General features: G+C 48.1%; 24 protein-coding genes and 1 pseudogene. All 25 read right to left on the bottom strand.

Going from position 1 to position 24310, the window contains the following annotated elements:
* Positions 1-87: 87 nt before the first annotated feature.
* Complete coding sequence (fliQ, locus tag AC5YBZ_RS05705; RefSeq protein WP_110456360.1) at positions 88-357, bottom strand: flagellar biosynthesis protein FliQ; 270 nt, start codon at positions 355-357, stop codon at positions 88-90.
* A gap of 8 nt (positions 358-365) precedes the next feature.
* Positions 366-1085, bottom strand: coding sequence for a flagellar type III secretion system pore protein FliP (fliP, locus tag AC5YBZ_RS05700; protein ID WP_494543704.1), 720 nt, complete (start codon positions 1083-1085; stop codon positions 366-368).
* Positions 1086-1111: 26 nt separating this feature from the next.
* Entirely contained in the window at positions 1112-1492 is a 381-nt protein-coding gene (gene fliO, locus AC5YBZ_RS05695; protein WP_475516947.1) for a flagellar biosynthetic protein FliO, read from the bottom strand.
* Positions 1493-1508: 16 nt separating this feature from the next.
* The gene (gene fliN, locus AC5YBZ_RS05690; protein ID WP_475516302.1) at positions 1509-1892 is read right to left on the bottom strand and encodes a flagellar motor switch protein FliN; all 384 of its coding nucleotides are present in this window, start codon (positions 1890-1892) and stop codon (positions 1509-1511) included.
* Between the two features lie 54 nt (positions 1893-1946).
* Positions 1947-2975 (bottom strand): flagellar motor switch protein FliM, encoded by a 1029-nt coding sequence (fliM, locus tag AC5YBZ_RS05685; protein WP_475516301.1) that lies wholly within the window; start codon positions 2973-2975, stop codon positions 1947-1949.
* A gap of 39 nt (positions 2976-3014) precedes the next feature.
* Positions 3015-3536, bottom strand: a complete 522-nt coding sequence (gene fliL / locus AC5YBZ_RS05680; protein ID WP_494519654.1) for a flagellar basal body-associated protein FliL — start codon at positions 3534-3536, stop codon at positions 3015-3017.
* Positions 3537-3612: 76 nt separating this feature from the next.
* On the bottom strand, positions 3613-4947 hold the full coding sequence (locus AC5YBZ_RS05675; protein ID WP_494543534.1) for a flagellar hook-length control protein FliK: 1335 nt from the start codon (positions 4945-4947) through the stop codon (positions 3613-3615).
* 189 nt (positions 4948-5136) lie between these two features.
* Entirely contained in the window at positions 5137-5583 is a 447-nt protein-coding gene (gene fliJ, locus AC5YBZ_RS05670; RefSeq protein ID WP_494519656.1) for a flagellar export protein FliJ, read from the bottom strand.
* 53 nt (positions 5584-5636) lie between these two features.
* On the bottom strand, positions 5637-6977 hold the full coding sequence (fliI, locus tag AC5YBZ_RS05665; RefSeq protein WP_475516297.1) for a flagellar protein export ATPase FliI: 1341 nt from the start codon (positions 6975-6977) through the stop codon (positions 5637-5639).
* A complete protein-coding gene (gene fliH, locus AC5YBZ_RS05660) occupies positions 6946-7890 on the bottom strand; it encodes a flagellar assembly protein FliH (RefSeq protein WP_494519657.1) in 945 nt (314 codons plus the stop codon). Before fliH ends, fliI begins: the two co-directional genes overlap by 32 nt.
* Positions 7890-8939: a flagellar motor switch protein FliG gene (gene fliG, locus AC5YBZ_RS05655; protein WP_494519658.1), complete on the bottom strand. Its 1050-nt coding sequence runs from the start codon at positions 8937-8939 to the stop codon at positions 7890-7892. Before fliG ends, fliH begins: the two co-directional genes overlap by 1 nt.
* Entirely contained in the window at positions 8932-10623 is a 1692-nt protein-coding gene (gene fliF, locus AC5YBZ_RS05650; RefSeq protein ID WP_494524798.1) for a flagellar basal-body MS-ring/collar protein FliF, read from the bottom strand. The genes fliG and fliF overlap by 8 nt, the downstream gene beginning before the upstream one ends.
* A gap of 67 nt (positions 10624-10690) precedes the next feature.
* Entirely contained in the window at positions 10691-11023 is a 333-nt protein-coding gene (fliE, locus tag AC5YBZ_RS05645; protein ID WP_494519659.1) for a flagellar hook-basal body complex protein FliE, read from the bottom strand.
* Between the two features lie 283 nt (positions 11024-11306).
* Positions 11307-12656: a sigma-54-dependent transcriptional regulator gene (locus tag AC5YBZ_RS05640; RefSeq protein WP_494524516.1), complete on the bottom strand. Its 1350-nt coding sequence runs from the start codon at positions 12654-12656 to the stop codon at positions 11307-11309.
* Positions 12649-13722, bottom strand: a complete 1074-nt coding sequence (locus AC5YBZ_RS05635; protein ID WP_494519661.1) for a sensor histidine kinase — start codon at positions 13720-13722, stop codon at positions 12649-12651. Before AC5YBZ_RS05635 ends, AC5YBZ_RS05640 begins: the two co-directional genes overlap by 8 nt.
* Positions 13723-13839: 117 nt before the next feature.
* Entirely contained in the window at positions 13840-15273 is a 1434-nt protein-coding gene (locus tag AC5YBZ_RS05630) for a sigma-54 dependent transcriptional regulator (protein WP_494524514.1), read from the bottom strand.
* A 274-nt stretch (positions 15274-15547) separates the two neighbouring features.
* Complete coding sequence (gene fliS, locus AC5YBZ_RS05625) at positions 15548-15955, bottom strand: flagellar export chaperone FliS (RefSeq protein ID WP_494519663.1); 408 nt, start codon at positions 15953-15955, stop codon at positions 15548-15550.
* Between the two features lie 9 nt (positions 15956-15964).
* Positions 15965-16285 carry a hypothetical protein gene (locus AC5YBZ_RS05620; protein WP_494519664.1) on the bottom strand — a complete coding sequence of 107 codons (321 nt, stop codon included), beginning with the start codon at positions 16283-16285 and terminating at the stop codon, positions 15965-15967.
* 18 nt (positions 16286-16303) lie between these two features.
* Positions 16304-17672 (bottom strand): annotated as a pseudogene (fliD, locus tag AC5YBZ_RS05615) (flagellar filament capping protein FliD).
* A 34-nt stretch (positions 17673-17706) separates the two neighbouring features.
* A complete protein-coding gene (locus AC5YBZ_RS05610) occupies positions 17707-18087 on the bottom strand; it encodes a flagellar protein FlaG (protein ID WP_494524511.1) in 381 nt (126 codons plus the stop codon).
* A 95-nt stretch (positions 18088-18182) separates the two neighbouring features.
* Positions 18183-19001 carry a flagellin N-terminal helical domain-containing protein gene (locus tag AC5YBZ_RS05605; protein ID WP_494524510.1) on the bottom strand — a complete coding sequence of 273 codons (819 nt, stop codon included), beginning with the start codon at positions 18999-19001 and terminating at the stop codon, positions 18183-18185.
* 248 nt (positions 19002-19249) lie between these two features.
* The gene (locus AC5YBZ_RS05600; protein WP_494524509.1) at positions 19250-20071 is read right to left on the bottom strand and encodes a flagellin N-terminal helical domain-containing protein; all 822 of its coding nucleotides are present in this window, start codon (positions 20069-20071) and stop codon (positions 19250-19252) included.
* A gap of 85 nt (positions 20072-20156) precedes the next feature.
* Positions 20157-21347: a flagellar hook-associated protein FlgL gene (gene flgL / locus AC5YBZ_RS05595; RefSeq protein WP_494543533.1), complete on the bottom strand. Its 1191-nt coding sequence runs from the start codon at positions 21345-21347 to the stop codon at positions 20157-20159.
* 11 nt (positions 21348-21358) lie between these two features.
* Positions 21359-23272 (bottom strand): flagellar hook-associated protein FlgK, encoded by a 1914-nt coding sequence (gene flgK / locus AC5YBZ_RS05590; RefSeq protein ID WP_494524507.1) that lies wholly within the window; start codon positions 23270-23272, stop codon positions 21359-21361.
* 40 nt (positions 23273-23312) lie between these two features.
* Positions 23313-24299, bottom strand: a complete 987-nt coding sequence (gene flgJ / locus AC5YBZ_RS05585; protein WP_494543532.1) for a flagellar assembly peptidoglycan hydrolase FlgJ — start codon at positions 24297-24299, stop codon at positions 23313-23315.
* Positions 24300-24310 lie beyond the last annotated feature (11 nt).

Below are 24310 nucleotides of genomic sequence, written 5' to 3'. Positions count from 1 at the left end.
GCCTCAACACTTAGCCGACCAGCGCACGTAACATGAGCGTATTGAATCGATTTACGTGAGCTAGCCTGGCGCAGTAAACCGTCATACTTAGCCAACGACCATGGGGATCATATCAACCATTTCAAAAAAGAATTCCATCATGGTTTGGACTAACAGATGTCCTAGAAACATCAGCGCTAACAAGGTCGTTAGCAGTCTAGGCAAAAAGCTTAAAGTCTGCTCGTTTATCGATGTCGCCGCTTGGAATACCGCCACCACTAACCCGACCACCAAGCCTGGCACAATGATCATCGACACTATGGTAACGATAACGGCCAAGGCTTCGCGAAAGATATCAATCAGGGCTTCGGGTGACATAGCGGCTCCTAAATCCCAAAACTATTGGCTAGGGTACCCATCACTAAGCTCCAACCATCAACCAATACAAACAGCATGATTTTAAAAGGCAGCGATACAATCATCGGCGACAACATCATCATACCCATGGCCATCAAGATACTGGTCACCACTAAGTCGAGTACTAAGAATGGCACAAATAACATAAAGCCAATCTGAAAGGCGGTTTTTAACTCACTGGTTATAAACGCAGGGATCAGCACGCTCATAGGAGCATCTTCTGGGGTGTCAATGTTTTGATAACCCGAGATCTCGACAAAGGTTTGCAGATCGGTCAGGCGAGTTTGTGACAGCATAAAGGTTTTCAGTGGCGCTTTACCCGTCTCAAACGCCTGCTCTATGGTCAGGGTTTCATCCATGTAGGGCTGCACGGCATTGGCATAAATCTTGTCAAATACTGGCGCCATAATGAAGAAGGTCATAAACAGACTCATCCCAATAAGCACTTGATTTGATGGGGTTTGCTGTAAACCAATCGCTTGGCGCAATATCGATAACACCACGATAATGCGCGTAAAAGAGGTCAGCATTATCACCATTGCGGGCAAAAAGCTCAGCGCTGTCATCAACAACAATATCTGCATGGTGACAGAATATTGCGTGGCACCGTCGGCTCCTGTCGTGACCGTTACTGCTGGTAAAATACCGTCTTGCGCCCACGCTAACTGGGGCAGCAATAAGGCGCTCATTAAGCTGACTAAGAGAATAATCCGTTTCATGATTGCGATGATTTAGCTTGGCGTAAACGGCTGGCAAACGAGTCTTGTGATACTGTCACAGGGGTCTCGAGTTTATCGATCAAGGTCACCTGATGGCTGGTCACACCAAGTAAATATTGCTGCCCTTCGACTTCCACCAAGACCATTTTCTCTTTTTGCCCTAGCGGCGTGACCGCCACGGTCTTAAGCACGCCATGGCTAGTAGGCACTAACTTGAGTCGCTTCACCACATAGGCCAATAAAAAAATCAGTGCGATAACGACAATAAGTCCACCGAGCATATTCGCCATGGTGGTTAACGCTGGCTCTCGCTCTGCGGTGACCTCTGCCGCAGACGTGGTTATTGCACTAGCCATCATTGGCATCGATAATGACATTCCCATTAACCTTGCCTCACTTAAGCTTTTTAATGCGTTCGGTTTGGCTAATGACGTCGGTCAATCGAATACCAAACTTGTCATTAACGACAACCACTTCGCCGTGGGCCACAAGAGTACCATTAACCATAACATCTAACGGCTCGCCGGCGACACGATCTAACTCCACTACCGAGCCTTGGTTCAGCTGCAGTAAATTACGAATATTAATAAAACTGCGACCCACTTCCATAGAGATGGTCACCGGAATATCCATAATAGTATCGAGTTTGGCCGCTTCCTCTTCGGTTAACGGTTGAGAACTATCAGCTAATTCGTCTAATTCAACCGCTTGAGCCTCTTCAATCGCTTGCTCGGCCATTGCTGCAGCCCAATCATCACCTGTATCTTGTGTGCTCATCACTTTTTACCTTTAAAACTCAAATAATGGTTAACTAACCTAAACTCGGATTACCTAAATATTGCCAATTTCTCTTGCCTTGCCTTTTTTGGTGACCAGCTGTAATTCGCTTTTCGCCGTCTCGGGCCGTGGGATTTTTTCCCGGATATGTAAGGCTAAATTCTCTCTTGAACGTCCGAGTTTACAGCGATAAGTGGGTAAGTCTTCGACCCGCATCACTATGTGTTCAGGCATTTCAACCGGGATAATATCGCCAGCCTTTAAGCTCAGAACGCTCTTCAATGACATCTCTTTTTCGACTATGGTGGCATCGATACCCACTTTGACGTCCATGATTTCATCTTTTAACGCCTGCGACCAGCGCATATCTGTGTCTTGGGTATCACTTTGCACCCCCGCATCGAGCAGTTCACGAATCGGCTCGATCATCGAGTAAGGCATGGTAATGTGAAAATCGCCACCGCCACCGTCGACTTCGATATGAAACGAACTCACTACCACCACTTCGGTAGGGCTAACAATATTGGCCATCGCGGGATTGACTTCAGAGTCCAGATAATCAAACTCAACATCCATCACCGGGGCCCAAGCTTCTTTATAATCTTCGAAGATGATTTTAAGCAGCAGTTGCACGATGCGCCGCTCGGTGGGGGTAAATTCTCGCCCCTCAATCTTGGCATGAAATCGGCCGTCACCGCCAAAAAAGTTGTCAACCAGAATAAACACCAAACGGGCTTCCATGGTGATCAATGCAGTGCCTTTTAACGGGCTAAAACGCACCATATTAAGGCTAGTTGGTACAAATAAGGTATGCACGTATTCGCCAAACTTAAGCATCTGCACGCCATTAATCGACACTTCTGCCGCGCGGCGCATCATGTTGAACATGCTGATGCGTAAATGGCGGGCAAAACGTTCGTTAACGATCTCAAGGGTCGGCATCCGGCCACGGACGATACGATCTTGAGAAGAAAAGTCATAGGAGCGCGCATCTAGCTCATTATCACTTGCCTCATCTTCATCAACGTCATCGACACCGTGTAATAACGCATCAATTTCGTCTTGGCTTAATAGATCACTCACAATATCGCCCTACCTGGTTAATCAAGGTTGCCGCTAGCATCACTGCATTACAAACCCAGTAAAGAGTACCCGTTCGACCACTTTGCGCCCGGTCACGGGTCGTAATGTGTTTTGCACATTCAGCAGCGCCATCTGTCGTAACTCATCTTTACCGGCTAACGAACTTAACTTTTGTACATTAGCACTACTGAACGTCGTTAATAGCGCATCTTCGATTAATGGAATGTGTTTCTTCAGTAACACATCATCATCAGCGCCTCGTACCATCAGCTGTACTTTTATTTCGACAATACGCGCACGCTTTTGCCCTGGCAGGTTAAACAGAAATGGCCTTGGCATACCCACATAAAACGCTTCACCACTATTAACCGATGCCGCTTGCTCTACAGGCGCCTCTTCTGATACTTCGCTATCGGATGCGTCACTCGAGCCCAATAACAACCATAGCGCCACAGCCCCCCCAAGGAGGACAACAAGCCCTACTGAAGCAAAAATAATCAGCTTTTTTTTGCTTTTGAGTGGCGGGTTTTCTTCCAGTTGTAACGATTCTTCTTCAGCCATGTTTATTTCCTATCACACGCTACTTTTTAAGTGCCTAAACCCGGTGGAGCAATCAATAACCCTATAGGTTACCTGCTTATGCGTAATAATCTATACCTGAGCGGTAACTTGTTGCGTTATTCGCGGCCAATAAGCTTTCATCTGTTGATATTTCATCCATATCCGCTGATAAGGTACCATTTTGCTGGCCAGAGCCATCCGCTTGCCCCTGCTCTCGACCGCCACCGCCTTGGGACACATTACTATCTGTCAGTTGCATTCCTTGTTCGGCCAACATCTCACGTAAACGCGGCAGTGCCTGTTCGACCAGATCTTTGGTTTGATGTTGCATCACCTGAAACTGCACTTGAGTCTGATCGCCCTGCACTTGAATACGCACCATCATCTGCCCAAGCTCAGGCGGGTCGAGACGGATCTCGGCATGTTGCACCCCTTGGCTGACCATGGCAATCAATTGTTGGCGCATGACGGGGGAGAATTTTTGAATCATCTCTTGCATCTGCTGGGCAGGGTCACCTTGCGGGCGAATAGAGACTTGATACTGTGCTGGCGTCTCGGCTCGCGCAAAAGGAATCGATGTCATGGTCGATGATGTGGGTTTTAACTCGTTTGCGCCATTGTCGGCGATATCACCCTCTGCCGCCATGGAGACCATTAACTTGGCATTTTTAAGCTCATTGGCCGCACTCGTGCTGGCATCCACTTGAGCCTGCACTTTAGCGGTTATTTGCCCGGCAGCGTCTGGTTTAAGCTCTGAGGTTACGTCAAATTGAGCTCCACCCAACATCGATTTAGCATCGTCGCCGCCCATCTTAGCCCCAAGGCTGTTAGCCCTACCCGCACCTTGCGCGGCTAACAACGTGTTGGCTTGCTCGATTAAGGCGTTGAAAGCCGAACTCTTACCCTGCTGCGATCCATCAATTAATGCCGCCATCATATGCGGCGGTAATTGCGCTAGCTGTGCCTCATCTAGGCCTGTTTGACTCTCAAGCCCTTCAAGCTGGGATTGCGTTAGGCTGGCTAACAACTCGTCGGTACTCGTCTCGCCAGTCAGATTCAGATCTGAGCCTAATTCACCATCGAGTGGCAATTGTGCGCCGCCCTCGGCAAGTTCCTGGTTTTCCGCTAACTGTGTCGCCCAGTTAATTTGCGCCAACACATTGGCAACGTCATTATCCTCGTCTTGCTGCTCATCCGCTGCCACGACCTGTTGATTGTCATGCGTTATCTTATCGGCTTCAGGAGAGCCTTGGGTTTTATGACTTGGGCCATTATCGGCTGACGCTTGCGCTAACACCGTAGAAAAGTCATTACTTTTCGAGCTGTTAGCACTAGATTTGTTAGGTTGCAAACCCAACTTATCGCCCGAGCTATCCGCTTTAGATAACAGCACGCTATTCATTTGTGGCATAAATCCTCCAACACTTTTACGCGTAACACGCGGCGCTTATGTCACGCTTCTAGTGTCAATTATTCGGTCGTACTGCCGATAAGAAATTAGTATTTTGATAAAGAATGCAAATAAAGCGCCAACTGTTAAGTTGTTGCCTTGTTTGATGATTATTTTTAATGAAGAGCAATATCGTGGCGACTGAGGCGCTTAACGCTGCGGTTTTCGAAAAAATTGCTGAGAGGCAAACTCATCAATCATCTTTTGTTCTTGTTTTAATTCGGCAAGTTGCCGCTTATGCGCCTTGCGCTCAAGCAGCAGCTCCACCGCTTTACGCTTTTGCTGTTTGACTTGCCACACTTGCTGGCCAATTTGACGCTGCTTATCAGACTCGTTCACCGCAAAATGCTGTTTGGTGATCGCCTCATCTATTTGACGGATAAACTGATGAAACTGATGATAATTACTTGCACTTATCACCTGCCCCTGTTGCTGCTCCATCTGTTTCATGTAATCAAGACGGTATTGCTGTAATGCGCTTAGTTGCTGCTGGCATTTTTGCAGCACCATCTGCGCAGAGCGCAGCTGCAGTGACGCTTGCTCTTCGGCGTCGAGCGCCAATTTAAGCACGGTATCGAGTGGATCAGGTTTCGCCATCACATCCTCTAAATCATCAAACTCAAGGGCATCTATTTATTTCACAATAGCCGCTATCCCTGACATTGGGCACTCAATTGACCTAACATCAAGGCACAACTGTCAAAGCTAAGCGACTCTTTCATCGTTTGACGTAAAAAGGCGTTCATTGCCGGTTGCAGGCGAATGGCGTTATCGATACGGGGATCGCTGCCTTGAGTATAAGCACCAATCGAGATCAAGTCGCGATTTTGCTGATACAAGGAATACATCTGTTTTACTCGGCGAGTGGCTTCTAAGTGGGCTTCACTGATCACCATAGGCGCAACACGGCTAATGGATGCCTCGACATCGATAGCAGGGTAATGGCCCGAATCGGCCAAGGCACGTGACAGCACAATATGCCCATCGAGGATCGCTCGCGCCGAGTCGGCGATAGGATCTTGTAAGTCATCACCTTCGGTTAATACTGTATAAAACGCAGTGATCGAACCTTGTCCCACGCCACCATTGCCGGCGCGTTCCACTAACTTAGGTAACTTGGCAAACACCGAGGGCGGATAGCCCTTGGTGGCAGGCGGCTCACCGACGGCCAGTGCAATTTCACGTTGCGCCTGCGCGTAACGAGTCAGACTGTCCATTAACAATAAGACGTTATAGCCCAAATCACGAAAATACTCGGCGATCCGGGTCGATGTTTCACAGGCGCGCAGCCGCATTAACGGCGAGGTATCGGCCGGAGCGGCCACCACCACAGAGCGGGCTCGCCCCTCTTCACCTAAGATCTCTTCGATAAACTCTTTCACCTCACGGCCACGCTCGCCAACCAAGCCCACGACGATGATATCGGCGGTAGTGCCACGGGTCATCATCCCCAGCAGCACACTTTTACCGACGCCAGAGCCGGCAAACAGCCCCATACGTTGACCCTTGCCGACCGTCAGCATCGCATTGATGGCGCGTACGCCAACATCGAGCGGCTCGGTGATCGCCCGCCGTGCCAATGGATTAATGGGCGCGGCATGACGCGGTGCTTTTTGGTCAGTATGCAGATGGCCTAAGCCATCGAGTGGCACGCCGTTGCCATCGAGCACTCGCCCCAGTAAGGACAGGCCGACATTGAGCCCAGCCTGCGCCCCCAGTGGCGTCACTTTAGCGCCAGGCATCACGCCTCTGAGCTCTTCGACTGGCATTAAATACAGTAGTTTGTCGTCAAACCCCACCACTTCGGCAATAAGATCGCCGGCCATGGTGGCAATACTGCACAAACTGCCTACCGATGCACGGCAGCCGGTGGCTTCCAGCGTTAAGCCTACCACTCGAACCAGTTGACCACTGGCGTCGGGCATAAACGGATTGACGTTATGATTATGCTGTTTAAATTTATTCAGCAGTTGATGTTGTCGCGTCTGCATCTTGTTGGCCTTGGCTAGCATGCTTTTCATCATGGAGCGTGGCAGCATCCACGACTGGAGTGGGTTGAACCTCGGATGCCGACACCTCGCTCACCGCCTCACTCGCCTGCTTAGCTAACGTCTGTTGCTGTTGCAACTTCTGTTGCTCTAAGTGGCTTTCGCTGTGGACTAAGTTTTCAAATACCGCCTTAATGCGGTTTTCAAGCCCCATATCGACGCGGCTTCTATCATTACTGATGATGCACTCGCCGCGGCGCAGTGACGGATCGGACTCTATCTCCCAGCGATTTTTTTGCAGTTGGGCACTGCCATACAACTGCTCAACCAAGGTGACATCTTCTGGGTGCAAACGCACATTGACGCCTTGCTCTTTTAACGGAAGGGCGTCAATGCCTTGGCGAAGGGCCGCCAAGACATGTTCTGGATGCACCTGCAGCTCATGGCCTATCACAGCCTTGGCTAAGGTCATGCTGAGGTTAACCAGCGATTGCTCAATTTCGGTATCGAGTAGCGATAAAGGTGCCACTAATTGCTGCATTAAGGCTTCAAATTGTTGAACTTGTTGCTGCGCTTGCGTCAAGCCGTGCTGGTAACCTTGCTCTTCGCCTTGGCTAAAGCCTTCTTGATGACCTTGCTCTAACCCACTGAGGCGGCCTTTTTCTAAGCCCTCTTGATAGCCTTGCTGCTGGCCTTGTTCAAAACCTTCAGTTTCGGCTTCGGCGCGGATAGTTTCGATTTCAACAAGCGTTGGCGGCAGCACCTGCTGCTCTACCTCTACCGCTTCTTTTACCGCGGCACTGCGACCAAAGAGGTTTTCTTTTACCGTGGTATCGACCACTGTCACATCAGGCAATTGCCAGTGACTAAAGTCAGCCTTATCTTTAGGCGTTGAGCGATCGTTGGCGTTACTCATTATAAGAACTGCTCTCCACTGCCACCGCCGAGAATAATTTCGCCGGCATCACTTAAGCGGCGGGCAATAGACAGTATTTCTTTTTGCGCCATCTCCACTTCACTGATGCGAATAGGCCCCATGGCTTCCAAATCATCGTTAAGAATTTCAGCGGCACGTTTGGACATATTGCGTAATATTTTCTCTTTAAGTTGATCGTCAGCGCCTTTAAGCGCTTTCATCAACACATCTTGCTGCACTTCGCGCAGCAGAGTCTGCATACCAACATCGTCAACATCGGAGAGGTTTTCAAACACAAACATCAAGTCTTGGATCTGCTGGGCTAACTCTTCATCGGATTCACGCAGAGTTTCCATTAACTGACTTTCAACCCCGGTATCGAGGTAGTTCATGATGCTGGCCGCCGCTTTGAGTCCGCCCATCTTGGCCGCTTGCGCGCCGCCTTGGCCTGCAAACTGTTTCTCCATGATGTCATTAAGCTCTTGCAGCGCTGCGGGTTGAACCTCTTCGAGATTCGCAATACGCATCATCAAATCTAAGCGAGTATTTTCAGGTGCTTGGGCAAAAATTTCCGCCGCTTGATCAGGCTCTAAATACGATAAGACAATGGTTTGGATCTGCGGGTGTTCATTTTGAATAATGGTGGCCACCTGTCTGGCATCCATCCATTTTAATGACTCAAGCCCTCGCGCACCGCCGCCCATAATGATCTGCTCAATCAGGTTACCGGCTTTGTCTTCACCCAGGGCGGCAGTCAAGGCTTTACGAACAAACTCTTCACTGTTAAAGCCAATAGATGAGTATTTCTGCACCTCCTCTAAAAACAGCTTATGCACCCCAATCACTTTACTTTGACCGAAGTCTTTCATGGCTGCCATCGACATGCCGACTTTTTGCACCTGCTTAGGCTCTAAGTGTTTTAAAATCGAGGCGGCATCGGCTTCACTCAAACTGAGTAATAAAATCGCCGTTTTTTCGATCCCCGTAAGTCCATCAACGTTGAACTCGGCAGCACCACCTTTAATTGCAATATCTTTATCATTACTCATTTTCTTGTAACCAACCTTTGACTACTTGGGTGGACAGTTCCGGTTCGTTCGCCACTAGGGCGCGGATGGCCTTAATCATATCATCGTCTTTATGCAGATCCGGTATCAAAATAGAGCCATCATCGGCATAGCTGTATTCGGCATCGGGACGATTTAACATGCCCAAGGTATCGGCGGCATACTGATCTTCAATTTCTGCAAGCTCGCCCCCTAGCATAGGATCGTCTGGCATCTTATTGGCATCGGGGTAAATAAGCCGTTTTAACATCGGCCGCACCACAAAGAGGATCAACGCCAGAATAATAAGCCCACCCATCACTAGCTTAACCGCGCGCCAAAACCAGGGTTGCTCCCACATTTCTAGCGCAGGCGCGTCTTCAATCAACTGATCCATAAAGGGAACCGTAACCAGTTCAATCATGTCCCCTCGCTGGGTATTAAAGCCCACGGCGCCTTCGAGTAGCCGACGAATATTGGCCAGCTCCTGCTCGGTGCGCGCCACACGCTGCACTTGACCATCGGCGCCAGCAGGACCGGTTTTAAAGTCGATGGCAACCGATACACTGACGCGTCTGACCACGCCAATTTGCTGGCGGGTATGGCTAATGGTGGTGTCGAGTTCATAGTTGCGGGTGGCTTCTTTATGGCTAGAGCCAGGTGCCGTGCGCTCTTGTTGGTTATCCATCGCGTTTTGAGGAATGTTCGACTCCATCGGCGGTTGGTTCGACAGCGCGCCAGGAATGCCGCCTGTGGTCGAGCCCACCGATTGATTTTCAACGGTCATTTCACTGCGCATGGCAGGTAAATCAGGATTAAAGCGTTTCGCGGTCTGCTCCACGGCAGTAAAGTCCATATTCACATCGACCTGAGCGGTAAAGTTTTCTGGGCCGAGAATAGGCATCAATATCGACTCAATCTTATTGCGATATTCTGACTCTTTTTGCTGTACTAACTCTTGCTCTCGCCTGGCCCTTGCAGAAACTGCATCTTGGCTGCCCGAGTTAAGTAAACGGCCATTAGAATCAGTAACCGTGACGCGCGTAGGCTCAAGACCGTGTACCGCAGAGGCGACGATGTCGACAATCGAGTCTATCTCTTCTTGGCCTAATCCGCCTCGGCGAGTACTGATAACTACGGTGGCGGTTGGAGTTGAACGATTTCGAGCAAAGACATTTTCTTTGGGGATGGCCAAAATCACTTTAGCGCGATTGACACTCTTAAGCTCTTCGATGGTACGGGCAAGGTTTTGCTCTTGGCTGTGTTTTAAACGTGCTTGCTCCATGCGCTGACTGACACCGAAGCCGCTGTCTTGGGACAGATAATCATTTTTAGCTGCCGAGTTGTCGATGCCTTCTCGGCTGAGCATCATTTTCACTTCTTGATATTGATCCTCAGGCACCTTCAACACATCAACATCAATTTGGTAGTCAACTTTATTTTTATCTAGCACATCGAGGACTTGCACCATCTCGGCAGTGTCCATTTTACCCAACGGGCGATATTCAGGCTCTTGCGCCCATAACATGACAAACACAGCCAAGGCTAAACAGATCGCCAGCGCTAAGATCATGGTCACTTGACGTAGCATGTCGACGCCGCCAAAAGCACCACCACTGGGTTTGTGCTCTTCTTGGACTCCACCGGCTAACATGTCGTCTGCAGTAGAGTTTGTTCCCACTACCATATCTGTGCTCACTATAGATACCTGCTGTGTTTTTTATTAAGAAATGCGTGATCGAAAAAGCTGCCCACTATACCGGCATGCTCATGATCTCTTTGTACGCTTCGACAAGTTTGTTACGCACTTGCACTGTGGCTTCAAATGCGACGCTGGCTTTTTCGCGTGCGATAACAGTGTCAGATAATGTCACTCGGGTATCGCCCATATCGAGACGCGTTTGCATCGACGATGAGTGCCCCTGTAATGAGTTCACTGTGCCGACCGCTTGTGAGAGGAGTTGACCGAAGTCACTGCCACTGGTGTTGGAGACTTGCTGAGTTATGTTAGGAGTGATCCCGCTAGGCTTAATTTCACCACTGAGCGATTGCATCTCCTGCAATAAAGAATTGGCACCAATCTGCATACTAACCTCTTAGTCGCCGTATTATTGACGAAAAATTTCTGTTAGCAAGTGCAATGCAATATTATTGCCAGAATGATCAACCGATAGCACTTTAAGCCAGCGAATTGCTTAAATAACCGCCTAGAGGCGGCCATTAAATCAAGCATTGGTCTAGAATTGACCACGCAATTAAGCGGTGAACCGCGAGCCTTAAATAGCAGAAGTAAAAGCGCAGCATAAGAAGATAACTTCTGCTGCTGCGCTTATCGGTCATAGCCCATGTTGTGCGTTCTACGAGGGGGAATTACGCCGGAAGTTGGATGCCTAAATCGCGCATCTTGGCCATTTTATAACGCAGTGTGCGGGCACTGATCCCCAGCTTTTCGGCAACCAACTTGCGACTGCCATTGCACTGAGACAATGTCTCGAGGATGATCACGTGCTCTTGTGCTTTGAGCTCATCGCCTAGGCCATCTAGCTCGGCACTTTTGGGTTCGCCAAATTGCGGCGCACTGTCGATACCGATATCTTGGTTGTCGATAATAATATCGCCCCCCGTGATGCTATCTCCCGACTGTAAAATCAGGGCTCGTTGTATCACGTTATCGAGCTCACGTACGTTACCCGGCCAGCGATGGGTTAATAATCGTCGTGATGCCGACTCATCTAATTGCGGTACATAAGCTAATCCGCCCGACTTGGCATGACGCTGCACTAAGTGCTTAGCCAAGGGTAAAATATCTGCAGGGCGCTGATACAATGCCGGCCATGTCAGCGGAAAAACGTTAATCCGATAATAGAGATCTTCACGGAACTCGCCTCTAGCGGCGATAGCTTTTAAATCACGGTTGGATGTCGCCAATACCCGCACATCTAGCTTAATGGTTTTGCGGCCACCTAAGCGCTCGACTTCTCGCTCTTGCAGCACCCGTAATAGCTTGGCCTGTAGGCCTAAATCCATTTCAGAGATCTCATCAAGCAACAAGGTGCCGCCCTGTGCCTGTTCAAATTTCCCCGGACAGGCCTGATAAGCGCCAGTAAATGCGCCCTTTTCATAACCAAACAGGGTCGCCTCAAGCATATTTTCAGGGATCGCCGCACAGTTAATTGCCACAAAAGGGCCTTCGGTGCGGGTACTGTGCTGATGAATGTAGCGGGCTAATACTTCTTTGCCCGAACCACTTGGCCCCATGATCATCACCGAGGCGTCTGAATGAGCCACCTTTTGCGCCAACGCCAATAATGCTAGGCTTTTGTCATCGGCCACAATCGGCTGATTTTCGATCAATTTAGGTTTTAAATAGCGCGACACCTGATTTAATAGCACCTCGGGCGCGAAGGGTTTAGCTAAATAATCAACCGCACCCAATTTAATGGCGCTCACCGCATTATCTATGGTGGCAAAAGCGGTCATTAATAGCAGTGGCAACTGACTGTAGTGCTGCTGTAAATAATTGAGTAAGCCTAAGCCGCCGATGCCGTCCATCTGCACGTCACTGATCACCATGTCAAACCGATGTTCTTTTAACGCCACTATCGCCTCTTCGGCAGAGCCAACATCGACACATTCATACTGGGCTAACAGTAAGGTATCGACCAAAGCCTCACGCAGAGAAACGTCATCTTCAACCAATAAGATATGAGCTTCAGCCATGGGCCACCTCCACGTTCTGTTCGGCCATTGCCGGTAAGGCGAATGAGGCCCGGCACCCTTGACCGCGTATACAATTGAGCTGCAGTTGGCCATGATGGTTTGCCACCACGGTTTGCACCACGGCCAGACCTAAGCCAGTACCTTGAGATTTGGTGGTGAAAAATGGTTCTAATACCTGTTGCTGCATGGATTTATCCATCCCTTTGCCGTTATCAACCACTTCAAACAGGATCTGCTGCGCATTATCCTGCGCCTTAATCCAAATGTGTGTGGCTCCGGCCTCTACACTGTTGATCACTAAATTATTAATGGCAGAACTCAATGCGGCGCGATTGGCCATAAAGGTCTGTGTTGAGGTCATATCCACATGCAAGCGACACTCTTTGCGCGCCGCGATCGGCTCACAATTGGCCAGCACAATATCGACCACTTCGGTCATGGTACACTCATCGGTCAACTCTTGTTGACGCCCTTTAGCCATCAACAACATATCATCGACCTGCTGCGATAACTCATTGAGCCTGTCGATAAGCTTTGATTGAAAACGCTGGCGTGAATCCGGGGTTAGTTTCGGGCTACCCAGATTCGAGGCATACAATAAGGCAGCCGATAATGGGGTTCTCACTTGATGCGCTAAGCTTGCCACCATTTTACCTAAGGCAGATAAACGTTGCAGGTGAGATAAGTTCTTTTGCAGCAAACGGGTCTCGGTCAGATCGGTCAGCACAATCAACTGCCCTGGCTCTGGCGTTAAGGGGGTTATCGCCAACTTAACTCGGCGACCATTTTTCAGTGAGACTTCGTGGCCATCATCATGTTGCGGCGCAAAGGCGCGGTTAATGATCTGCAGCCAGCGCATGCCCGCCAGTGGCTGGCCAAGTAACTGTACCGCCACTGGATTAGCCTCAGTCACAATACCATCGCCATTAATGATCACTACACCCGATGGCATCGCTTGGAGAATATGCTCCATGGTGCTAGACATCGCATCGTTAGCGACGCTGCTGGCCATCATCAATGGCGCTGAGTCAAACTCAGTAAAATCTAATTTGGGCGTAGCGGACATAATCACTCCGTCAATAAAATGCTGCTAACGGAGTTAATGCAGATATTATGCCAATAAAAAAGGGCACTATGATGAGTACCCTTAGATCAGTGTTTTTGTAGCTGTAAGCAGGAGTGGTTAGTCTTTACTCATGCCATATTTACGCATTTTTTCAACTAAGGTGGTGCGACGTATTCCCAGCATTTCTGCGGCTCTGGCGACCACATTATCTTGTTGTTCTAGCGCTTGGCGGATCATATCAATCTCAAGTTCAGCCAAGAGATCTTTAAGGTTGACCCCTTCAGGTGGTAATTCACTGGGGAAGCGGCTCTCAGGCATATCCACCACCACTTCATCGCTAAAGATAGACGCCAAGGCATCACGCTCTAACTCTTCTTCGCTGATTTCAACTTGATATTCTGGCACATCAATATGACGATACTTCAATGGCAAGTCGTTCACATCGACTAGGCCACCAGGATAGAGAATAGTTAAACGTTCGACTAGGTTAGACAGTTCTCTGACATTACCTGACCAGCTATGCTCTTTGAGTGATTCGATGGCGCGCTGGGTAAAACGTACCTTACCACGGCCCTCGTTATAGACTCGACTCACAAGCTCTTGCAATAACAGGGGGATATCGTCTTTACGCTCACGTAGTGCTGGCATCTCAACGGGAAACACGTTTAAGCGGTAGAAGAGATCCTCTCGGAACTCCCCATCGGCAATCATGGTTTCAAGCTCACGATGAGTCGCGGCAATCACCCTAACATCAGTTTTAAGTGCCTTGCTGCCACCGACACGTTCAAAGACTTTTTCTTGTAATACACGCAGCAGCTTAACTTGCATCTGCAGTGGCATATCACCAATTTCATCGAGAAACAGCGTTCCCCCTTCGGCTAATTCAAACCGACCTTTACGTGCACTGATAGCACCAGTAAAGGAGCCTTTTTCATGGCCAAAGAGTTCACTTTCTAATAATTCAGCAGGAATAGCACCACAGTTAACTGGAATAAAAGGGCCATCACGGCGCTCTGAAAGATAATGAATATTTCGCGCCACAACCTCTTTCCCCGTACCTGATTGACCCAATATCAATACTGTGGCATCAGAGCCTGCCACTTGGTTAATCAGATGACGAACTTGAGCAATCCCTTCACTGCGACCCACTAAGCTACGAAATAATTTGGTTTGATTGCCACTGGTTGGCACTTCTGGACGTTTAGCCTGGACAAAAACCTGGCAAAAATGTAACAACTCAGTGAGCTGCGGATAGTTGAGAGGTTCTTCGATACATCCAAGAGTGTTAGATGTGCTAAGGGCATCGGTTTGACCCAATACCAGTATCGGTTGCCACGGAATTGCGCTGGCAATGGCTTTTAAAAGCTCTTTAGACTGAGCATCTTGAGCAAGCACCAGCGCCCGAAAACGGGTATTGGAAACTCGAGCTTCAAGTTCATCAACGCCAAGCCGTTCAACTTGTTCACCAAGAAACTCAAAAACACAAGATAAGCGATTAGTTCGCTCTGACTCATTACCGACAAGTAGAATTCGTTGATCTGTTTGCATCATTTAAGAAGGCCGTAAAAGCGCTCAGTGTTGTTCGCATTAGTTATTAGTGTTAGCAGCTTAGAAAACAAGAGAATACCGTTATTACTGATTTTAAATAAACTAACTACCATTAAGGAATAGTGTATTATCAGCACCGTATTAGCAAGTGTCTGATTCACTTTATGACAAACTCATCTGATTCTAGGACAATTTATCTACGATTCAAGCTCGAGGTGTCAAAGGCTTGACACCTGACAGGATTGCGACGCACAAAAAGCCTTTATAAGCCAAGCAATTACGCGTCATTGTGCGAGACTAAATGGTGATCTTTTTGCGGAATAGCATCCCAGCCCTCTTTAATCGTTCTGAGTATTTCACTTACATCATCAATGGCTTGCACATCATTATTGATATTAGCTTCCGATATTTTACGCAACATAAAATCATAAAGATCGCTAAGATTATTGGCGATATCACCGCCCGCGTCCATATTCAAACTGTTATTTAAGCCGGTAATAATTCCAATGGCTTTACCAATATAGATCCCTTTATTGGCAATATCTTTATGTTCAATTGCATAACGACTTTGCGCTAAACGTTGCAGCGCGCCCTCAAACATTAACTGAATGATACGATGGGGAGAAGCGACCGAAATTTCGCTCTCAACTGATACCTTACGGTATGATTTCAGTGACGTTCTCATAAATACCTACTATGAACCTATAGATTTATACACATTAAGCTGCTTTTGACTCTTACGCCCTAAATGCAGCAGCTGTTGACGATGTTGTAACAAGGATACCGCACGTGCTGTGAATTGATTGGTTAGCGTTAATTGTGTCTGCAGTACGTGTCTATCTTCCTCTTTAGGAGACTCAAGCAACTCATTAAGCAATAATTGACGCTGACTCACCATATCAAGCAAATTTGATACCAACTCATCTGCTTTTTCATCTTCAGCGGCAATAACCTCTAATTGATCTAATAGAGCAGCCAGCTGTGCGTTTAATGTATTAAGTGATTGCAAATCCAAATGACCTTACCATTAACCCTATGCCTTAATGACACCTGGGAGCGAATTTAATGCATTGATCACGCCATTACCTTGTGAAGTTAAATTACCGACGACTAAGTCCATGGCATTGAACTGCTTAAATAATCGCGCCTGCAATTGTTCCATCTTCATGGTAAAGGCTTCGCGCTGATCTTCTAAACGTTGCTTATCTGCTGTCAACGTATTGTTACGTGAGTCTAGCAGACCAGTGGTTTTAACATAACCTTCTACCATGGTATCTAAGCGGGTTGCCAGACCTGTGTCTTTGGTGGCAAACAGGGATTCAATGCTGCCCATATCTTCATTGATCACTTTATCTAGCTTAGTGCTATTAACAGATAACTTACCATAGCGATCGGCTTCGATACCGATATCATAGAGGGCAATACTCTCGCCGCCACCAGTATCGACCCGGGTCGAGATCATATTGCGCATTTGCGACTCGATAGAGCGGATCATTGAATCGCCTTGCATCGCCGCCGCTTTTTTCTCTTCGGCGTCATAAGATGATAGGCTTTCTATCTTATCGATCAGGCTGTTATAAGCATCAACGAAGCCCTGTACATTCTCTTTCACGGCCTCTTCATCAAGCTCAATTTTGAGTACAGAGGTCTTATTCAGATCGGCATCGGTTAGGTTTAAGGTCACGCCTGAAATCGCATTGCTAATATCATTGGTTTGCGACTGTAACTTTTGCCCGTCGATATACACAATGGCTTCTTTGGTCCGCTTGAACTTCGGTCAAATTACCTGCGCCAAACATATCATTAAGCCCAGTCCCACTAATGTCGTTTGCCGCGACGCTGACATTACTGTCAGAACCTTCGGTGTCTGAGCTTATCACTAAACGGCTACCGCCATCAGTGGTCACTATGGTCGCGGTGACTCCAACGTTATCGTCGGCATTATTAATACTGGCGGCTATCGCATCGAGCGAGTCACCCGCTGCGACATCAACACTAAAGGTATTACCATTAACCGTAAAATCTAAGCTACCTTCACCAACTGCGGCTTTAGGATCGGCAGTAAAGTCGCCGGCAACCTTATGACGCTGGGCAAGTTGCTCAACCACAATATTGTAGCTACCCGACTGAGCATTTTTATCGGCGCTAGCGGTAAAATAATGACTCTCACCGGTGCTGACTAGACGCTGATTTAAGCTGTCACCATCTTTTAGTTTTTCTAAGGCGTCTTGAAAGTTAGACAGGGCGCTTTTTAAGCTGCCAATAGCTGAAACCTGCGCTTCAAGCGCATCTTCTTTTTTATTAAAGATCGCTTCTTTTGGCACTTTTTCGGCATCAACGAGTACGCCGACAATCGTATTGATATCGAGCCCAGAACCAATTCCCGTTGCTGTTAATGCCATAAATACCTCAACTTAATTATGATGTTCTAACGCCTTACACTTCAGTTTTCATCAGTAAACCTGTCACTTCCGACAGTTTTTGTGCCAATTTCAGCGCTTCTTCATTCGGAATTTGACGAATAATATCGCCAGACTCTATATCCATAACACTTACAACATTCGTGCCAGAGTCTTCATCGATTTTAAATGCCAACCCTTTTCGCATCAGCGACATCATATCAGACAGTTCATCGACGACGCCTTGCAGTTGCTTTGGTTCGGCTTGTGCTGCGGGTGCCTCTTCTGCTGCTTCCACTGCGTTAATGGCAGAGCGAGTATCTAATTCAACATCCTGCTGATTCGGCTTCAAAGCCGCATGACCTACATCCACTTTAGTCGGAGCAAGAGTGACTGAGTTAACCATATTGATATCCATTGCAATAACCCTCGATTCACCGTGTTGCTTAAAATCACGAAAGGGAGGCTCGTTGCCGAACCTCCCTTATCGTATCAATGCTTAACCTTGGCTCGTTATAGTAACGATAGTGCAACCTGTGGCAACTGGTTAGCTTGCGCTAACATGGCCGAACCCGTTTGCTGTAGTACCTGGTTTTTAGTCATTGCGGAGGTTTCTTTGGCGAAATCCACATCCACAATACGACTCTTAGCATCTGAAACATTAGCTTGCGTGTTAGCGCTGTTACTGATGTTGTAAGAGAGACGGTTTTGCACCGCACCTAAGTCGGCGCGTTGACTGTCGATAGTTTGAATCGCAGCATCAATTTTCTTCAGCGCACTTGCTCTATCGCCAGCTGACGCATTAGCTAATGCACCAAGAGATAGCGTGGTCTTGTTTGTTGTTGCCACAGAAAGAGTGATATCTTCACCATCTTGGTGACCCACTTGGAACGATTTACCGTTAGAAAAACCACCGGCTAATAATTTTGTGTTACCAAAAGCGGTATTGCTACCAATTTCATCAATCTCGGTGGCCAAGGCATCCATTTCAGCCTGCAGTGCAGTTAGATCGTCAGTACTGTTGGCACCGTTTTCTGCTTGTACGGTCAAGTCACGCATACGTTGTAGCATGTTAGTCTGTTCTTGCATCGCGCCTTCGGCAATCTGGGCAATAGAGATCGCATCGTTAGCGTTACGCATACCCACTTCAAGACCACGAACCTGAGAATCTAGACGGTTAGAGATCGCCAGACCGGCGGCATCGTCTTTTGCACTGTTAATACGCAAACCACTTGATAGACGCTCCATAGAGGTCGCTAGGTTACCACTAGACTGATTCAAGTTCTTTTGAGCTTTCATCGATGTAACGTTTGTATTTACTGTAATAGCCATTATCGTTTCCTCTACTATGCCTGACTTAATCACTTGCCTGTCTGATTTGAGCCAGGCGGAGCTAATTGGTTACAGTAAATGTAACGGCACGAGGATTTTAATCTTTAGCTTTTTTTCAAAAAAAACACAAATTTAGATTAAACAATTGAATTTATTACTTTAAATACCAAGTTCACACCGGTGAACGCACTAAAGTTGAGCCGAATTGTGCGGCTCAACTTTACCCATATCTATCTTATTGGTGACCATTAGCCTAACAGTGACAAGGCCACCTGTGGCAACTGATTCGCCTGCGCTAACATTGCTGAACCCGTTTGCTGCAGTACCTGGTTCTTGGTCATAGTGGCGGTCTCTTTAGCAAAATCCACATCCACAATACGACTCTTAGCATCGGCGACATTCGCTTGAGTATTGGCACTGTTACTGATGTTATGGGCTAAACGGTTCTGCACCGCACCCAATTTAGCGCGCTGGGTATCGATAGTGTTAATCGCCGCATCAATCTTCTCTAATGCCGACTTACGATCACCTGCTGAAGCATTAGCTAAAGCACCTACTGATAGACTGACCTTATCGGTTTTACCCACCGAAATGGTAATGTCTTCGCCATCTTGATGACCCACTTGGAAAGTTTTACCCGCAGCAAAGCCACCGCTTAACAGCTTAGTATTACCAAAGGCAGTATTACTACCAATCTCATTAATTTCATCGGCCAGCTGATCCATCTCTGCTTTTAGTGCCAGCAAATCATCGGTACTGTTGGCACCGTTTTCAGACTGAATCGTCAAGTCACGCATCCGCTGTAGCATGTTTGTTTGCTCTTGCATCGCGCCTTCGGCAATTTGTGCGATAGAGATGGCATCATTGGCATTACGCATACCCACTTCTAAGCCACGGACCTGCGAATTTAATCGGTTCGAGATGGCTAGACCTGCCGCATCATCTTTAGCGCTATTGATCCGCAAACCACTAGACAAACGTTCCATTGACGTTGCCAACCCCTGAGATGAGGTATTGAGGTTTTTCTGCGCCTTCATCGATGTAACGTTAGTATTTACTGTAATAGCCATTGTGTTTTCCTCTTCTTGGTTGCACTGCCAAGACGCTGAGCTTGGCTAAAAAATCCTGAGTTAACATCTATCGAGATAAGCCTCGTTAGATATAGTCAAATAGTGTCGTCGACCCGACTTTGCTAAACACACTCGACACCGCATTTAACGCTAATTGCTGTTTTTCGAGCTCTGTAATAGCAGAGGCGTAATCTAAATCTTCGAGCATCGATAACGCCGAATTGTTGACTAATTGCTCTTCAACATGGGCCGAACTGTGACTCTCTAGACTTTTCAAATGAGTGCCCGATTGACCTCGGGCAATACTGATTTGATTTACACCACTATCGATATCATTCAATACCTGTGCCAACTCTGATCTTCCTTGCGGCGTATTTATTTTGTTGGGATCTTCTATCAAGGAAATGGCTTGATTGATGGTGTCGAAAATACTGACTTCACTTTGAGGATTTATGGTAAAACTGTCGCCGTTTTCAGGCATGTCCGAGAGAGAAACCTCAATACCATTAACACTTACAGGGGTAGATGGGTCGAACGGCGATACCGTGGTCACCAACGCAGCGCTTGAGTCTCTTACCTCTAAATCGCCGCCCACCATGGTAAAGGTGTAACTGTCTTCAACATAAGCTGCAGGATCGGTAATACTGGCGCTGTTAACACTAAAATCACCAACTTGTGTTGCCAAATAATTGACACTGAAATCGCCTAATCCTGATGGCGCATTCATAAATGCCTGATCGCCCGGAATATTTGTGCCTAAGGTGACGCCCGATGCGACGACCGCATCACGCACGCCGCTATCGCCGTTATAAACCACATTGCCTGCGGCATCGAAACTAAATGGCTGCTTACCCGTTTCGAAGCCACCAAATAGATAATTGCCCGATTCATCTTGGGTATTGGCAATCGCAACTAACTCTTCCAAGGTTGTGCGCAGTTCGACGGCAATCATTTGCCGCTCGGAATCTTCTAAACCGCCATTTGCTGCACGCAACACTTGTTCTCTAACCGAAGCCGTCAATGTCTCGGCGCTGCCAAGCTTGCTTTCGGTCAATGACAAACGGTTGTTGGCATAGTCGATATTTTTCATAAACTGATCGACTAAGGCATTTTGTTGGTTAAGGTTATCGATACCAATAGCGGCAACTGGATCGTCACCTGCGGTATTGACTCGCTTACCGCTTGACAGTTGCTCTAAGATTTTACTGGTCGATGATTGCCTGTCTAACACACTGGTAATACTTTGGTTAAACATCTGTGCCGTTGAGATGCGCATCTGATTTACTCCTATCTCACCGAACTAAATAAAGTGTCAAAAATTTCAGCGGCCGTGGTCATGATCCGCGCTGATGCCTGATAAGACTGTTGAAAACGCATTAAATTGGCGGCCTCTTCATCGAGGTTCACCCCAGATTCGCTTTGCACTCGGCTATAGGCCTGTGCGTAAACCGCCTCGGCCGAACCTAATGCCACCTCGGCCGATTTAGCTTTGCCGCCCACGGCTAACTTAGTCGACTCATATACATCACTTAAGGTGGCGCTACCGCCCTGCATCAATTTGGCTTCGTTTAATTTGGCCATCGCAAGGGCATTGTTGTTATTACCTTCGGCAAAATTGAGATCGAAGGTAAAGCGCTGACCAGCCTCGGCGGTACTGCTTTGCACATCGAAATTCATTCCAAAGGCGTCAATATTAGGTGGCGTAAACATCCCCACACCTAAAGATGTACCTGTTGCATCAAAGGCTTGATAGCTATTGGTGATGGTGTCTATTTCAAAGGTGATTTCACCGCCTACGCCAGGAAAATTGGCTTGGCTAGGATCCATACTGTTTAATGTGAGGCTCGTGCTACCCGTATTGGCCGCATCGGCATTGATACTCGGACCCGCAGCGGCAATGCCTTTAGGGTCGCTCATCACCACATCTATACCAGCAGCCGCCCCCGCTGTGGGCCTGATCTCAAACTGATCGCCCGAGGCCAAGGTGCCAGCGGCTATTTGAATACTAAAGCCGTCACCACCAGTGAGCTCGTTACCGTTAAGCACCAATGGTGTGACAACGCCACTGTCGTTATCTTTAAGCTCATAGGTTGCAGGCGCAGTAAAACTTAACTGATAGTTACCACCAGAGAGCGCCCCAACATCATCGATATTGACCTTAAGGGTGGCATCGCCCGTGTTATTGCCGTAAGCGCCTACGCGGCCCGTCGACATCTTAGGATCGTTGATATCTAAAAAGAGGTTTGCGCCCACATTGCCATTTAAATCAAATCCTTGGCCCTGAGCTTGGTTAAAGCTATCGGCAATACCCACGGCCAGTTGCCCCATCTCCATTTGCGCTGGGATCAAGGTGTCATCCCTAAATTGAAATAAGGCGCCTAAACTACCGCCCATTTTAGCGGGATCCAGCACCAGGCTTTGATCGCCAACCGATGCGGTGATCCGCAGCTCTCCACCAAATGGATCGCCGGTTGTCGACCCCACTTGCATCGACACCTCACCAGACACCAACATGGCGGCGCCGCCAAGCATGATGCTTTTGGCGCCTGATTCCAGTGGGATCACATTGACTGCCGCGTACTCGCTCAGCTCTTGGATTAAGGCATCTTGTTGATCAAGCAGCTGCATGTCGGCCCCTTGAGACTTCATCAACTCTTGGTTGATATGCCCAAGCTCCTTGCCGATAGCATTAATTCTGTCGGTGATCGCCACGATTTGATCGTTAGTCTGCTGCATTTGACCATTAAGGTGCGAGTTCATCTGGTTTAATGCATTAGCCAGCTGTTCGGCATTCCCAAGTACGCCACCTCGAATGCCTAAATCATCGGGAAGATCGCTCAAGCTGTTTAGCCCAGCAAACAGGTCATTTAAACCTTGCGGCACCGATTTGCCGATCTGCGAAAACAGTTGGTCAAGCTCGCCCATTTTGATCTGCGTGGTCTGCGCCTGACTCACCGCTGTTTGCCCAATACGCAGTTCGCGTGCAGCGTAATCGTTATAAATACGCTTAACATCGCTCACATAGGTACCCGCACCAAAAAAACTGTTGCCTAAGCGCTGCGACTCGAGGCTCGACTGCTCGGCCACTTGACGGTGGTAGCCTTGAGTGTTGGCATTAGCGATGTTATTACTGGTTATCGCCAATTGTGACTGCGATGCCAGCACGCCCGTACGAGCAATATTAAGTAAGTCCAATGACATTAAAAAATCCCTCCTACAGGGCGGGCGATGGTAATTTGACTCATGGTGTTACTCCCGATATGGCTGAACCCAGCCCTTTGGTTACCGATTGCATCACCTTGATCACTTTGTCGGCGTAATGTGGATCGGTTGCATAACCGGCATCTTGCAGGGCTTGTACAAACGCAGCAGGATCGGCCGCCTTCTCCATGGCCGCTTGATAACGTGGCCCTTCAGAGATAAATGACACAAAGTCATCGAAACTCTGCTTTATGCCGTCATATACGCGAAAATCGGCTCGTTGCTTCACCGCCACACCTTGTTCAAACTCCAAGGTGCTCACGCCCGCTTTGTCGCCTTGCCAGCGCTTGTCGGCCTTAATATTAAATAGGTTATGACTGGGCTCACCCTGTGTGGTGCGCACCATTTTTTGTCCCCAACCGGTTTCGAGCGCCGACTGGGCAATGAGCACCTCTGGCGTGGTGCCAAGGGATTGTGCTGCGGCCTTAGCATGGGGATATAACGCGCTAACAAACTCTTCACGGCTACTGAAGCCATTTATGGGCGCGGCCGATGGCAACACTTTGCCGCTGACGACCTCGTCGAGCGCCTCAGGTAAAGAGGGAGTTTGAGTCGCTGAAACCTTAGATTGGCTTAAATGCTGCGCCGTCATATTGACGCTAGATGAGGTAGGCTGCTGCATGCCACCACGTAACACTGACGCTGGGGTAAAGGCACTGGCTGTAGAATCGAGCTGCTGCACCATCAAGTCGGCTAGGCCTAACATGCCTTTGTCGGAGAGGTTAACCGACATCTGCTGATCGTGCATCTGCTCGTAAAACTTAGTGTATTGGCTGTTCATCGGGCTGTCGGATTCAAATACAGCATTGGCGTCGCGCATGCTCTGCATCAGCATTTGCACGAAGATCCCCTCAAACTGTTGCGCCACTTCCTTCAAAGCTGACTTATCATCTTTTTGTGCTTTGGCACGCAGGGAGTCTAGCCCCCCGATGTCCATAAAGTGCGATGAATGTGACAGCTTTTCCATAGTCAACCCGA

It is taken from the genome of Shewanella sp. 553, assembly GCF_059338375.1.
Note: the sequence above shows the minus strand (reverse complement) of the source record. Positions and strands in the feature narration are given on the sequence as shown.

Coding starts and splice junctions, on each gene's coding strand:
- fliQ (WP_110456360.1), bottom strand. CDS start 357: ATGTCACCCGAAGCCCTGATTGATATCTTTCGCGAAGCCTTGGCCGTT.
- fliP (WP_494543704.1), bottom strand. CDS start 1,085: ATGAGCGCCTTATTGCTGCCCCAGTTAGCGTGGGCGCAAGACGGTATT.
- fliO (WP_475516947.1), bottom strand. CDS start 1,492: ATGTCATTATCGATGCCAATGATGGCTAGTGCAATAACCACGTCTGCG.
- fliN (WP_475516302.1), bottom strand. CDS start 1,892: ATGAGCACACAAGATACAGGTGATGATTGGGCTGCAGCAATGGCCGAG.
- fliL (WP_494519654.1), bottom strand. CDS start 3,536: ATGGCTGAAGAAGAATCGTTACAACTGGAAGAAAACCCGCCACTCAAA.
- AC5YBZ_RS05675 (WP_494543534.1), bottom strand. CDS start 4,947: ATGCCACAAATGAATAGCGTGCTGTTATCTAAAGCGGATAGCTCGGGC.
- fliJ (WP_494519656.1), bottom strand. CDS start 5,583: ATGGCGAAACCTGATCCACTCGATACCGTGCTTAAATTGGCGCTCGAC.
- fliI (WP_475516297.1), bottom strand. CDS start 6,977: ATGCAGACGCGACAACATCAACTGCTGAATAAATTTAAACAGCATAAT.
- fliH (WP_494519657.1), bottom strand. CDS start 7,890: ATGAGTAACGCCAACGATCGCTCAACGCCTAAAGATAAGGCTGACTTT.
- fliG (WP_494519658.1), bottom strand. CDS start 8,939: ATGAGTAATGATAAAGATATTGCAATTAAAGGTGGTGCTGCCGAGTTC.
- fliF (WP_494524798.1), bottom strand. CDS start 10,623: ATGGTAGTGGGAACAAACTCTACTGCAGACGACATGTTAGCCGGTGGA.
- fliE (WP_494519659.1), bottom strand. CDS start 11,023: ATGCAGATTGGTGCCAATTCTTTATTGCAGGAGATGCAATCGCTCAGT.
- AC5YBZ_RS05640 (WP_494524516.1), bottom strand. CDS start 12,656: ATGGCTGAAGCTCATATCTTATTGGTTGAAGATGACGTTTCTCTGCGT.
- AC5YBZ_RS05635 (WP_494519661.1), bottom strand. CDS start 13,722: ATGTCCGCTACGCCCAAATTAGATTTTACTGAGTTTGACTCAGCGCCA.
- AC5YBZ_RS05630 (WP_494524514.1), bottom strand. CDS start 15,273: ATGATGCAAACAGATCAACGAATTCTACTTGTCGGTAATGAGTCAGAG.
- fliS (WP_494519663.1), bottom strand. CDS start 15,955: ATGAGAACGTCACTGAAATCATACCGTAAGGTATCAGTTGAGAGCGAA.
- AC5YBZ_RS05610 (WP_494524511.1), bottom strand. CDS start 18,087: ATGGATATCAATATGGTTAACTCAGTCACTCTTGCTCCGACTAAAGTG.
- AC5YBZ_RS05605 (WP_494524510.1), bottom strand. CDS start 19,001: ATGGCTATTACAGTAAATACAAACGTTACATCGATGAAAGCTCAAAAG.
- AC5YBZ_RS05600 (WP_494524509.1), bottom strand. CDS start 20,071: ATGGCTATTACAGTAAATACTAACGTTACATCGATGAAGGCGCAGAAA.
- flgL (WP_494543533.1), bottom strand. CDS start 21,347: ATGCGCATCTCAACGGCACAGATGTTTAACCAAAGTATTACCAGTGTG.
- flgK (WP_494524507.1), bottom strand. CDS start 23,272: ATGTCATTGGACTTACTTAATATTGCTCGTACGGGCGTGCTGGCATCG.
- flgJ (WP_494543532.1), bottom strand. CDS start 24,299: ATGGAAAAGCTGTCACATTCATCGCACTTTATGGACATCGGGGGGCTA.